Here is a 13,389-nt window from a genome sequence, read left to right as displayed (position 1 = left end):
AATGGAGAGTAAGAGGGACCTAATAGCTCTAACAGCACGCTTCATCATGAGAAACAGCGTCGCGCCAACGTATCTCTACCTCTTCCAAACCAGCTCGCCTCATACGCTCTCATTGAGCGGCTCGACCGCCACCCGTTTATGGGTGATCTTTTAAATCTCATCATGGTTGGATTACGAAGGGCTTATCAGGCAGAATACACCTCGCCAGCCCAATCGACCTTTGACCTAATGGATGGAAACCCTACGGCATGGACCCTTACGCCAAGCAACACATACTCAAGGCAACTCAAGCTACAGAGATTGAGTCCACACAATTGATTCAAAAACTGTGGAATGATTATGGCGTCCTACAACGGGTCTACCTAAAGGGGGGGAATGTTCAGAGTGTTATTTTAAAACATATTCGCCTGCCCTTGGAGCAGAGCCACCCAAAAGGCTTTAATTCCGCACATGCCAAACAGAGAAAAATTAAATCCTACCAGGTAGAGACAAGCTGGTATCAAGATTACAACCCCATTAACCTTCAAGATAATGGGTCACGCACGGCCCACTGTTTGGCCAGTTTTCAAAAAGCTGATGAGTTTTTTATCCTGTTAGAAGATCTCGACACAACAGGCTATAGCCGCCGACTTACCCACGCCAACTGGGCGGCCATTCAAGTAGTCCTGGCTTGGCTGGCCTGCTTCCATGCCAAATTCATGGGCTACCAACCGAACGGTCTTTGGAACACAGGCTCTTACTGGCACCTTAAAACCCGGCCAGATGAACTGCAAGCACTTGAAGATCCACACTTACGGAATGCCGCACCCCTTATAGACGAAAAGCTTAACAACACCCCTTATCTCACCCTAATACATGGTGATGCTAAGCTGGCCAACTTTTGTTTCTCTGAAGATGCTCACCAAGTCGCAGCTGTAGATTTTCAATATATTGGCCACGGTTGTGGTATGAAGGATGTGGCTTATTTTATTGGAAGCTGCCTGGATGAAGAGGCCGCGGAACACCTGGAAGAAGAGATTCTAACCTACTATTTCAAAGTACTCAGTCACCACCTGCAAGACAGCCCTATAGATACAGATGACCTGCAAACTCAGTGGCGGGCTCTCTACCCATTTGCTTGGGCAGATTTTCACCGGTTTCTCAAAGGTTGGAGCCCTGACCACTGGAAGATCAATAGCTACAGTGAAAAAACCACGCAAAAAGTCATGGAGAGCATCCAGAATGAGCTGCTAACCACAGCAACAACAGCAGCTGTCAAAGCGGGAAAGCTGATTAGAAACTATTGGAAAAAAGAGTTTGAGGTGATGAAAAAGGCTGGCTCCAGCCGTTCTGCGCAAATTGTCACAGAGGTTGATGTTCTCAGCCAAGAAATCATCCTAGCGGAACTCTCACCCAGCATGCACAGCTATGGCCTGGGCCTACTAACGGAAGAAGAGCAGGATACAGGCAACCGTTTAACACAACCCTACTTTTGGTCTATTGACCCGCTGGATGGCACCCTGTTTTTTAGTGAGGGTAAATCTGGATTTGCCGTCTCTATTGCCCTGATTAGCCAAACAGGTGAAACACAACTAGGGGTTGTGTATGACCCTGTTTCTGAGACGCTCTACCATGCAGTTCGTGGCCAAGGGTGCTTTAAAAATCATGTGCGTTTTCACACCACGGCTCACACAGCCCATACCGATGATCTGCATCTATTTGTAGATCGCAGCTTAAAAGAGGCCCCAAACTACACGGATCTAGAGAATAGCTTTACCCTGCACTTTACCGGAGGTGCGGTCATCAATACGCTACAGGTGCTGAACCACCCCAATGCCTGTTATTTCAAATACCCTAAAGAAGCGGTTGGCGGATGTGCCATATGGGATTTGGCAGCCATTGCACTGATTGTGCAGGAGGCCGGCGGTATAATAACGGGGTTTGCGGGCCAGGAGCTGACCTATAACCGGGCAGAGACCCTATACTTTAACCAAGAAGGCTTGATGATCTGTTCACACCCCAGTATGCCAGATAAACTTAGAAGCACACTTTAATCAGGTCACCCTGCCCTTTGCAGACCACCATAAGAGCAAGCTGTATACACGTCGTTTTTGTTAAAAACCCGCACCAAACGGGCAAGGGATACTCAGTGTTTAACTAGGTTCTACCCAAGCAAACACGGTGCTACTCATCCCACAAATCTGGCCTTTTGGTGCAGACGGCATCCATAACTATCTTTTGGTCTAAAAGCTGTTTATGCATCTGCGGAATGGCGATTTCTGGATCATTTCCCAGCAACTCCGGTGAGACCAAACAGAGCCGATATCCCGCCTGTTGTAGCGTGTGCGCAACCGTGCCATCCAAAGGTAGACGGGTAAAGCAGTCTACCCAAATCCACTTTGCCAAACCCTTTAAGCTAAGTGCAATCTGCGGGGGTTCATGCTCAGAAAGACGCACCGCACACCGTGGTTCACCGGCGTTGACGGTTTTAATAAGAAATGGAAAGGTTTGATCGAGAAAGAAAAAATCATCAATCCCATAGCTTTCCATAAGGGCCAATAAGCGTTTTTCCAGCCCCTCTTCCTTCACATTGAGAATCAGCGTTTTATGCTTAAAATGTGGCAGCCATGATGAGAGCGGTTCACCAGGCTGAAAAGGGTCATGATGGAGAATCAACGCCTCACCCTGAGAGCGGATATCAATTTCCACACCATATTGCGTCGGTATTTCACGCAGATGCTGACGGGTATTTACCCGGTGCACAATACGCTGCATGCTCTACACTCCAGATCACCGATTACAAACGTCCACTCAACCGACGTAAACGCAGTTCGATCAAATAAAAGAAGTTTCTTGCCATAAAGCGCAGGCGTGACAGTGAAGTGGTTGACCACTTAGACTCCCCAGCTTGTCGCGCTAAAAAGTGCACGGGCACCACAATAATGGGTCTTTTTAAGATCATTGCCTTATAAAAAGCAAAGGTATCCAACTCAAAACCCTCAGGATGGCTCTTCAGCTCATCCAAAAAGGAGCGATGGAAGAGTTTTGGTTGGGCATAAATCTCATACATCTGGTAACCCAGGATGACCCTAGAACAGAGGGTGTGCAAACGGGTCATCAGACCATCTCCCCCTCGATCATTTGTACGAAACCCTTTACCAAAACAGTGTTCTGCATTCGGTTCTTGCTGTAACCGATCATACAGGGCAAAGACATCCTTGGCCGGTGTCTGAAGATCTGCATGGGACCAAGCGACATATGTACCCTCAGCTTGCTGCATGCCACGCATGACACCATCCCCCAGCCCTTTATTTTGAGCGACGGTCACCACTTTCAGTTTAAAGGGGTGTGGATCATCCAGGAGTTTTTTTAACAGCTGTGGTGTTTCATCCTGCGAGCCATTGTCGACCAAAATCAACTCAACCTCTTCTCTGTTCTGGCAACAGAGTTGGTAATCTTTGACGACATTAAGGAGGTTTTCACCCTCGTTATAACAGGGTAGAACAATGGACAACTGTGTCATGATGGACCCTCTTCAGAAAACAACACATCTGCATGGGCGCTCCACCAGTGATACTCCAGAAGCTCTTCCACTGTCCCCAAATGCACATATTGCTGCAGATCGTAACCTAAAACCCGGTAGCCTTTATCCACAAGATATTTAAAGAAATGATCCGCACACATCTCATTGGTGGCATCGTGTGGAACCTCTGATAACTGAGACAGCAAACGACTGTCACGCAGCCAAAAAAAGCCTGCTAGACCGGGGTCATCAGGTTGATCAAATGATTTAATGTGTACCTTAGTCACACGGCCATCATCCACACTGACATGGGTATGGTGGCCTTTTAATTTTTTCTGCATCAAAGAAGGCGCAAAACAGAAAATAACCGCATCTGCCTCTGTTTGCTCAACCTGCTTTAACAGATCTTCAACATCAAACACCCCATAAGCATCACACGAAGTAATATAGAGGTTGTCTGTCTCAGGTAACCTTTGAGCCAACGCTTGCAGGGTCTCAAATTGGCTACGGGTCGGTTTGGGTAAGACCAGCAGTTCAAAGCCATCTGGCCGTACAGAGAGATGGGGCTTTAATGGCTCTGTCGTAATAACGGAGCCACCACGACTGGGAAATCTCTCCGCCACATGGGCATACATGGGCTGGCCATCAATAGGAATTAACGCCTTCGGTAGTTGAGAGATCGCAGACATACGCTCCCCCAACCCCGCCATCGTCACGGCATTGTGGGGCAGTGAAGAGAGCTGTGGTGCCTCTGGTGCGGCTTGCACACCCAGAACATGATGCCACCTTAGGTAATCATTCAGCTGATCGGGAACACCAAAATGGATGAAGAACGAGACCTGAGAAAGGGCAACCGAAGCGCCATCCGCCACAAGATGGTTAAACATGAGGGAGGGGAAAAACTCACCTGCAACCCGTTGCTCTTCGGCCACCATCTGTTCAAGCGCTGCAATCATACGGTGTCCATGCTTGACATAAAATGAGCCGATAGAGAGCGGCTCTTCCATCCACGCTTCGGTAAAAGAGCTTTTTTCTCGTATCTGTGCCAACTGGTTGGGCTGATCTTTTTGCGGCCGACAAAAGGCCGAAAAGTTGTCTTGCACCAAATGTGGATGAAACCCTTTATGGGTAAACACGACACCATCATGATCAAGCAGAGGTCGCACCGTCTCAAAATCCCAACGCCACATGATGTCACAGTAGGCGATAAAGAAAGAGGCATCCAACGGCAGTTGTTCCCGTGCAGCCAAGATGGAAGCTGCCGGTCCATCGGCATGTTGAGGAACAAATAGAACACGCGCCCCTAACGTTTGCTCCATATACTGCTGCTGTTGAGGGGTAATGAGCGCTTGGTTAGTGATGATGATTGGCTGCACATCTGAGGGAAAAGCACTCAAAGCGTGGGCCAGCATGCTTTGTCCCTCAATAGAGATAAAAGGCTTATAGGTCTCATAGCCTGCTTTTTTAAAGCGACTGCCTTTTCCCACCATGGGAATGATCACATAGAGCGGCTTTAGCGGATTACTCATTATTAATGGCCAATAACCTTATTGAGTTGAGCAACTTTTCCACGGACACCATCCAAGGAATCATCCTTAACGATGGACTACCCTGAGAAGAGCTGCACCCCAACACTACGGCATAACCGCGCGGTCTCCATGGTCAAGCCCCCATCCACTTCAATCAACATGGGCACCGAACGTCGTTGAGCAAGGGTATGCAGGCTGGTAATACGCTGCAGGGTGGAAATATCAAAAATTTGGCCACCAAAACCGATGGGAACCCCCATCACAACCAGCCAGTCGATCTTATGGCGTTCTAAAAGCTGTTCAAGCTGGAAGTTGATCGGTTGCGAGGTTTCAATAATCAAACCTGGCCGAGCCCCAAGCTCACGAATTTGTGCAATGGCCATATCCAACCCATTACTGCCATGCACAGCTCGGGCATGGATCGCAACCGCATGGCACCCTGCCTTGATATAACGCGCGATGGGAGAATCTTTTTCCCCAGAACTATCCCGTTCAGGTAAATGGGGATTTTCCACCATCAAATGCGCATGCAATGTGGCTTCTGGGTAGTTTTGCACCAAAAAGTCCACTTTATCCAACGCCTCAATACGTCGGGGGGTGAACTTTCCATCACAGACATCAATATGGTAGTGGTTAATACCTTCATCCCACAGCGTATGAACCAACGCCTTGTAGTGTGCATCAAAGGTCACTTCAATCATGGATGCTGCAAACTGAAAGCCTCTTTCAGGGCAAAGAGGTTGGACCTCTGCAGTTGAAACTTCATTCATGGCATGGTGACGAATGACATCTGTGATGACTTTGACATGAGCTTTGGAGAAACGATAAAAACGATAGCGGAAGTACTCACTATCCATAGGGCTAAGTCGAGGAGAATTAATAATATCCTGTAAGCGCCTGGAGTGTGCGGCCAGAGAGTTTAACAGCGCTTTTCTCTGACTGTAGGTCATACGGTCCATCTGATCACGGATGGTGTGAAGCTCTTTTTTAACCTCAGCCTCAGGTGCGGTCAGCTTGGCCCTAATTGATTCGGGCAGACCCTGGATCAAGGTTTGTAAAAGATCACCCGCGACATTAATTTTGTGGCAACCACAGGTCGCCCGAGAAAGAATGTCCGGGTGGCTGTTGGATGTACCGTGTAAAACAGCAGAGACAAAGTTATTTTTCTTGAGGTGATCACGCCATTGTTGGGCAATTTGAAGATCGATATCTCCATCATCAAAGTCATGGTGGGTTGTTCCCACATTGCCAACAAAAACGGTGGGGCGCATATTCAGTGCCCCTAAACCTGTGGAGCTCATCTTATCGTTATAAAGCTCGGTATAGCTAAACATCTCACTTGGGGTGGGAATCATGGCACGATGCCGCCCCCCCACATAGTTAAGCTCCCCTGTACAGACTTCACGATCATAGATGTATGTAGAGGGGTCCCCACTGACCAAACTCATCACATAATCAACGACTTTTTCAAAAGCCTTTGAAATGGATTCAGGATTACGGTCATCGACTTCAAAGAGAGAAGATCCATCCAAAACAAAATGGGTAACGTGCTGACTTTCCAGGGCCAGATTCATAAAGCGCCGTGCACGGCCAGGTGGTGTATCGTGGGCGGCATCAATATGATCTAAACCAATCCCAAACAGAGGAACCTCCTGCCCATTAAAGAGCAGATTGTCCCGGGCGGCACTCAATGCCGCTTCCACCAGATCCAACGGGCCCTCTTTACCCTTAAGATAACCATGGACCTCTTGCCCATCTTCCGTTGTTTCCTTTTGCCCTAACGCATTTAGGGAACCTTGCAATACAACAGGTGACCCAATTTGGGCCGCAACATCTAAGTGCGCACGACAGTCTAATGAATCTTGCCGGATATCATAGATATTGGCCCCAAGTACGGCACTCTGATCTTCCCGTAGAGCGATCCACAGATACACTTCCGCCAAAATGGTTGGCGAAAGGGTACTTAAATCTTCCAGGGTAATGTGTGCAGGGGCATGATCCAGCAGATCTGGCCATAGATCCAAAGTCGGCAGGTTCAGATCTGGAAAATTAAACTGAATAAAGTTAACCGCACGCTTACGCAATAAACGCTGGTCACTGTTCAGCATACGCTCAAGCTGATCGGCAACCTGCTGTAGACCCTCATGACTATAACGGTCATAGCGATAGTGCAGAAAACCATCTAAATAGACAAAATCGGCACAATGGTTGGCAATAAAGGCTTTAACCGCCTCTCGCTCCTGATCAACCATGGCATCATAAGCTGATTCATCGTTGGCGATTCGACAGGCATCGCTCAGGCGGGGTGTCCAGCCCTGTCGGAAGGCACGAAACTTTGTGAGTAAAGGCTCATCCATATGCCAGAGCGCAATAAGGTAGTTCCCCACCCGCATAGCCATGCCACCAGCCCAAGTGACACTGTTATAGAAAAAGCGTAACTCTTCAAATTTGGCAAAACGGTGGATCCAGCAGCCCCCCTCTTGAAACAACCTCCCCATGGCCTCAGATGGCGAAATATTCCGATCTTCCAGACTGGTTGTCACAATGTCATAGCCATAGCCGTGAAGAAAGGCCGGCACAATGAACGGAGCAGGTGTGAGCAACCGGAATGCCCCCCGTTCGACCTCCGTAACCAAAGTGACGGGTTGCCAGGAGAGCACCGGGTTTAACGCTTTTTCTGGTGCACTATAAGCCCCATAGATGGAAAAAGCATGATACCCACTTTCTGCCACGACCTGAAAAGCAAGATGGTCGCTATGGACCTCCACAATCACATTAGCCAGCACCCCCGCCTCACGATCTTCAATACCAACCCCTAGCGAGATTGGCAGCAGTCGATGGTAGACGTTGCTTAAAGAGTTGGTGTGGCGGATATGAAAGCGAAGGGTGTCACTTTGAAGCTGCTTCTCAGCTTCTTGCAGAATTTGCAAACCTCTTTCCCGCAGCCCTGCCTTAACCTGATCACACCGCAAGCCCAAAGTACTTCCCACATAACGCCCCCATTCACTAATGGCTTCTATCAACTGTTCCATCGCATGGGTTGTGGCTTTGTCTTGTAACAGCGATTGCGAAAAAATCCGACAGGAGATCTGGGATAGATCCAATGCGCTATCTGCCGTACTGGGTAGGTTCACCGGGTTTTCGTTTAGCCAGTGTGAAATAGCATCTAAGGGCTGGATAATGGGGTTGGTCGGGTCATCATTATTGATCACCTTATGAGCTCGACACCCAAACCGCGCTAAGTGGTGTCGAAAAGAGGGCAGATCAATACGGTCAAAATAGTCCGAAGCCTGTGTACGGTCCCGATAACTTTCAACCCGATCCACCTTACGTTGGCGCAGCGTATCTGCATCAGCCAGCAACAGAAGGTTGAGATCGATATGCGCATCCAGCTCACTGCGTAAGGTATAGTGACCATCCACAACAATCACCAACCCAGGGTGTAAAGTACATTGGCTGGTACCGGTCAGTTGCCCCTGATCATCCCGGTTATACAGCTCTAGCAGCTCTATTGACTCACTGAGCTGTGCACTTTGTTGTGCATCCAGCTCTGCAAGCCGTTCATTGAACTGAGCGACTTTTTGCAGAAACTGCACCGCTTTTTCAAGATGCATATGGTGCTGGTATTCATAAAGAAAAGGCTCCTCCAGTGTCTGCAAATGAGCTAGATCACGGGTGCGCGCTTCACGAGCGGCAAGCAACCAATCAAGCTGATATCGCCACACCTTTTGTCCCGCGTTCTGTATGGCACTTTCCAAGGCTGTGCAAAAATGACTTTTGCCGACACCAGCTGGACCATCCACACCTATGACAGTTACGCGGTTCTCCCCTGCAGAAGAGATTTTTTCCAACAAAGGAGTGATGAGAGTGGGTAGGAGGGCTTGCTCTCTCATGGGCATGGTATCCATGTTAAATATGGGGAAAACATATCCACAACACCAGCACGGTTGTGAACGCAAACAACCAATTTTATCTCTACATGACGCACGTTAAACGCTCGGTCATGGTGCTTTGTTGTCTTCATTGACAGACGAAATCACATAAACAGCGCCACCATTACCATAGTGCAGGGCATGACGTGCCTTAAAACCACCTTGAGTGAGATACTCATTAAACGCCCGGCAAACACCATGGTCTTTACTGCCCTTGTAAGCAAAGTAGTCATCCAAAATGATCACAGTCCCTACCGCGGTTATGGGTCGGCAAAAATCCAAAGCGGCAGAGGCACTTCCATAGGTGTCAGAATCTATAAAAATGATGGACGCTTTTTTAATCCCAAAATGTTTTGCTCCTGGTTGAAGTGACTCTTCAAAAAAACCAGGGATTAACTGCCAAGAAAGACCTTTGGACGCCCGTTCAGCACGTTTTTTGACCTGCTGATAGTCCGTCTTAAAGTTAATATCTGTATAGAACGGATGTTTATCCTGTTCTTGAATTTCCCCAAAACCATCAAAGGAATCAAACCCATAAAAATCCATCGGTGTGTCAGGTGCAAAAAAAGCTTGGGCGTGGTGGCAGCGCATAGCATGGCAAAAAGAGCTGCCTGTATAGACACCAAACTCCAAATAGCTGCCGCCACCACCTTCTGACATTGAGAAAAAAAAGGATTTCTTAATGGCCTGATATTTTTCAATATTATGAACAACAGAAACATCCAACTTGGCAATAAACCAAGAGACTATGTCCTGCAAAAAATAGAGCTTGGATAGTAAATTAAAACGACCGGCCATTCATGAAATCTCCCAAAAGTTCCTGTATCTACGATAGGGAACAGGTTCTTTACATCCATCTCAAAAGGTATCGGAGAATCATGCAATGTATGGTCCATAATGCTGCTATAAAGGTGATTTCCCCCCCCATGGTGTTAAGAGAGTGAACAGACTGGATTTATCCTATGTACCCAGCACCAGAGGTTGAGCAGGGTACAACACTTTCATACCTCAACGGGCTTACAAGGACTTGTGTAAGCTATTTTATGTGCACACCCTTTATACGTTTAATGCTTAGCCTTAACGCCTCCCCCACAGTCCGGCGGAATGGTCTTGTCTAAAACAGGGCGTCTCTACTTTAGACCCTCAACGGGGATAAAGGATCAATCCATCGTTCGTATGAAACCCGAGAGTAGAATGATTTAGTTCAGACAGGGACATGATTTAGAATCAAAGAAATTCAGCTCGCAGATCAGTCACAAGGCGGGATTATGGTAAAAATAGAGGAAGGGGGCCATCGCTGGCACTCAGCTACGTATGCTGACACGCCCCCCATCTGTAGTTGAGAAGGGAGATTATCCCGCAATGGTTGGAACGATCCAAGAAGGATGAATACCTTGGCGTTGGCACATCGCCACCAGCTCATCATGTGATAGTGAGTGATAGATACCGTGATGAACCAAGCAGGTATCTAACCCCATATGACACCCCCCCAAAATATCTGTCTCCAAAGTATCCCCAACCATTAAAATTTTATTGCGGGGGATGGTGGGTAAGCTATCAATAGCCATTTGGTAAATGGGGGGAAAGGGCTTCCCCAGGCACAGTAGAGATCCACCATACTGCTCTACCAGCATGTGGGCCGTCATTCCGGCGACCATCTCTAGTCCACAGGTACCCGCAGGGGTAATAAGATCTGGGTTCGCCAGAATAATAGGCCTAGGGCGTTGAGCCAGTTCAGCTTCTATTTGTGTCTGAAGTGGGGTTCCATAAAATTCAGAATCACTGCAGATCAGCAGGGCTTCTGCCTGTGAAAAAGCGGTTTGCCTCCCCGGATAATTCACCATTTTCTCAGCAGCATTCGGTGCATAATGTTCAACACTGGCAGACCGCCCCATAAAGAGATAAGGCTGATCTCCAAGCGCTTGCTGCCCTGCATCACTAAAAATGGCTTGGCCTGACGTGATAATCTCCTCGGCTGATATGTCAAACCCCAGCTTGAGAAATTTGTCGGCCAACTGCTGGGATGACAGAGAAGCATTATTGGTCAACACCCGCAGCAGAAGCCCGGATTCACGAAGTTGCTTCAAGAGTTTTGCGGTACCCTCTACGGCTTTTCCAGCACTATAAAGCACACCAAAAGCATCTAAAAACACGGCACGATAATGCTCTGTCAGGCTATTAAGCCCTGCAACATAGGTCATCTCCCCTTTGCCTAGGTCTGTTTTAAGGGATGGCGAGGTCTGGCAGAGACGATCTTTATATGACCCATATATTTCAGCTACTTGGTTAAGGTCAATATGAGCTAGTTTAGATTGTGCCAAAGGCATAGTTCCCCCACTAACGTTCCATGCTCTATTAAAAAACCGTCAAAAAAAACATACCTCAAGCGTGCCTGAAAGAATCAACAGATGCTCGATCGCTATCTTTTCATACGCGTATGTGCATAAAACAAACAGAGACAACGCACCACAAAACGCGGGAGACATCTTGCAATGTATAGAGCGCTCTTGTAGCCTTTTAAGCGGTATTCATATGACGAACATATTGTAAAACAACATCACCCTAAATAGGCTAAATCGCTTAGCTTATTACCCTCTTAAAATCATACACCGTTAAACAGCATGGTGGTTTTTATGCCTAAGTTCAACACCGTTTCCGTTGGTTGGGTTGTGCTCATTTTTATATTGGGTACAGGCTTGTATTTACGGTGGGCAGACTCTAAAACCTTTTACTGTGACTGGGATAACTGTTTACCCATTCAGATTATCCAAAATGTAGAGAAAACCCCCTTTGAGATGAAACATCTGGATGGTACGCACCCACCACCTTGTGTGGGCAACCCCATCTGCCCTTCCATTATGAAAGCCTTGAAAAAGCTGGATCATATTGGGCTTGCTGAGCCTATGATCCATGGCCTTAATTTTATCCGTCCAGGCTTTACCGTGGGTTATAATACAACCTATGCACCCTCCATGTATGTGTTAACGGCCTCTTTTATGGATCCGGCCACGAACACATATCAAGAAGTTAAACAGGAAGCCCGGCTGGTTTCTGTCGCTTTTTCCATGATCGCAATGGTTCTACTACTGTGGGTCGTACGGCTTTTATATGGGGCAGCAAAATGGTTATCCCCTGCTTTAATGGCCACTGCTCTTTTTTCTTTACCCCTTCTATTTATTAACTACAGCAAAGGTATAAGCAGTCATATTACAAGCCCGTTTGTTGCCACGACATGTATACTTATTTTATTTTCATTCCTAAGATCAGGTGCTTATTCATATAAAAGAGTCACTACTTTTGCTCTTCTCGTTGGTATTTTATTTTCATTTAATTATCAAACGATCTATTTTTTACCACCTCTTAGCTTAATCTTGCTTTGGAATAGCCATGTCGCATTACGACGCCCATTAAAAAAATCTTTTGCAGACATCGCTCTGTTCACCCTCATCTTCATCCCGTTTTTTATAACGATCTATTTGATTTTTCTAAGCTCTAAGACCAATGCTGGCATGTCGTGGAATGTCGGGACAAACCATGAGTTTCTCTTTCCTCTTCCCCCTTATGGCGGCACTTTAGAGAGTTTTTTAATTCCCCTGAAGTTTCTAGTGACCATGACCTGGCAGGTTATCCAGGATCTTACCGCCTTTGTCCCCTCCAATGATCTGCTTTATCCTCTAGTCCCTCTATTGGTCATACCACTTGTGGGGGTCGGTTTAGTATCGCTTTTGGTGTCAAAGAATAGAGAGAGTCGTTATTTTGGATGGTTTACAGTGCTGTTTGCGTTAACTGTATTTTCACTCCACCTACTGAGACTGGCTCCCATCTCACCCACGCGCCATGGTTTGGTATTTCTACCCTTTATTGCTCTACTTTTTGTGGCGGGATTTGTGGCGGTAAGCCGAGTGCTTGAACGGATCTGGAAGGAACAATTCAACCCGGTATGGACAGCATCCATCTTGGTTGTATTGATGGCAGGTGCGGCTCTATCTCACCACCCAAACCTGATGCAACAGGGAAACGATCAACTGGACCCAGAGATACTGATCCCCACCTTGGAAAAACATGATGTTGCGACGGTTTTGCAGCTTAACCTAACCATTAACGCCAATTTTATGCCTGAACTGTCTGATCAATACCGGATTTATGCAACCAGAGCATTCACCAATAAGCTCACCCATTTAACTGAACTGAAAACCGATGGAAAACCCATTGCGCTACTTAGCCAAAGCTACGCCATTCATGAAGATATCATTCAGTCCATTAAACAGATGAACGGTTATGTAGAATATGAAAGCTTTGAAATAAGCAGCCGTTTTACCCCAGAAAACTCACCATTGATCATCCCCCACCATCTTAAAAATGGGCGCTATATGGTTATTCTCGGGCCAAAGCTCTAAAAGCTATGGATGGCACCAGACACGCGTAG

General features: G+C 47.2%; 8 protein-coding genes. 2 read left to right on the top strand and 6 right to left on the bottom strand.

What is annotated here, in order from left to right; genetic code table 11:
* Positions 1 to 248 precede the first annotated feature (248 nt).
* Positions 249 to 2,033 (top strand): inositol monophosphatase family protein, encoded by a 1,785-nt coding sequence (locus tag V5T57_RS10205; RefSeq protein WP_332891107.1) that lies wholly within the window; start codon positions 249 to 251, stop codon positions 2,031 to 2,033.
* A gap of 130 nt (positions 2,034 to 2,163) precedes the next feature.
* On the opposite strand, the gene V5T57_RS10200 is transcribed toward V5T57_RS10205, so the two are convergent.
* From V5T57_RS10200 to V5T57_RS10175, 6 genes are all read right to left on the bottom strand, one after another.
* Entirely contained in the window at positions 2,164 to 2,754 is a 591-nt protein-coding gene (locus V5T57_RS10200) for a PI-PLC domain-containing protein (RefSeq protein WP_332891106.1), read from the bottom strand.
* A 22-nt stretch (positions 2,755 to 2,776) separates the two neighbouring features.
* A complete protein-coding gene (locus V5T57_RS10195; RefSeq protein WP_332891105.1) occupies positions 2,777 to 3,502 on the bottom strand; it encodes a glycosyltransferase family 2 protein in 726 nt (241 codons plus the stop codon).
* Entirely contained in the window at positions 3,499 to 5,031 is a 1,533-nt protein-coding gene (locus tag V5T57_RS10190) for an NTP transferase domain-containing protein (RefSeq protein ID WP_332891104.1), read from the bottom strand. Before V5T57_RS10190 ends, V5T57_RS10195 begins: the two co-directional genes overlap by 4 nt.
* A gap of 77 nt (positions 5,032 to 5,108) precedes the next feature.
* Positions 5,109 to 8,924, bottom strand: coding sequence for a class II fructose-bisphosphate aldolase (locus V5T57_RS10185; RefSeq protein ID WP_332891103.1), 3,816 nt, complete (start codon positions 8,922 to 8,924; stop codon positions 5,109 to 5,111).
* A 108-nt stretch (positions 8,925 to 9,032) separates the two neighbouring features.
* On the bottom strand, positions 9,033 to 9,761 hold the full coding sequence (locus V5T57_RS10180) for a class I SAM-dependent methyltransferase (protein WP_332891102.1): 729 nt from the start codon (positions 9,759 to 9,761) through the stop codon (positions 9,033 to 9,035).
* 554 nt (positions 9,762 to 10,315) lie between these two features.
* Positions 10,316 to 11,164: an HAD-IIA family hydrolase gene (locus V5T57_RS10175; protein WP_332891101.1), complete on the bottom strand. Its 849-nt coding sequence runs from the start codon at positions 11,162 to 11,164 to the stop codon at positions 10,316 to 10,318.
* Positions 11,165 to 11,830: 666 nt separating this feature from the next.
* Here V5T57_RS10175 and V5T57_RS10170 point away from each other — a divergent pair.
* Positions 11,831 to 13,360: a hypothetical protein gene (locus tag V5T57_RS10170; protein WP_332891100.1), complete on the top strand. Its 1,530-nt coding sequence runs from the start codon at positions 11,831 to 11,833 to the stop codon at positions 13,358 to 13,360.
* Positions 13,361 to 13,389: the final 29 nt, after the last annotated feature.

The organism is Magnetococcus sp. PR-3, assembly GCF_036689865.1.
Classification (GTDB): domain Bacteria; phylum Pseudomonadota; class Magnetococcia; order Magnetococcales; family Magnetococcaceae; genus Magnetococcus.
Note: the sequence above shows the minus strand (reverse complement) of the source record. Positions and strands in the feature narration are given on the sequence as shown.

Coding starts and splice junctions, on each gene's coding strand:
- V5T57_RS10205 (WP_332891107.1), top strand. CDS start 249: ATGGACCCTTACGCCAAGCAACACATACTCAAGGCAACTCAAGCTACA.
- V5T57_RS10200 (WP_332891106.1), bottom strand. CDS start 2,754: ATGCAGCGTATTGTGCACCGGGTAAATACCCGTCAGCATCTGCGTGAA.
- V5T57_RS10195 (WP_332891105.1), bottom strand. CDS start 3,502: ATGACACAGTTGTCCATTGTTCTACCCTGTTATAACGAGGGTGAAAAC.
- V5T57_RS10190 (WP_332891104.1), bottom strand. CDS start 5,031: ATGAGTAATCCGCTAAAGCCGCTCTATGTGATCATTCCCATGGTGGGA.
- V5T57_RS10185 (WP_332891103.1), bottom strand. CDS start 8,924: ATGAGAGAGCAAGCCCTCCTACCCACTCTCATCACTCCTTTGTTGGAA.
- V5T57_RS10180 (WP_332891102.1), bottom strand. CDS start 9,761: ATGGCCGGTCGTTTTAATTTACTATCCAAGCTCTATTTTTTGCAGGAC.
- V5T57_RS10175 (WP_332891101.1), bottom strand. CDS start 11,164: ATGACCTATGTTGCAGGGCTTAATAGCCTGACAGAGCATTATCGTGCC.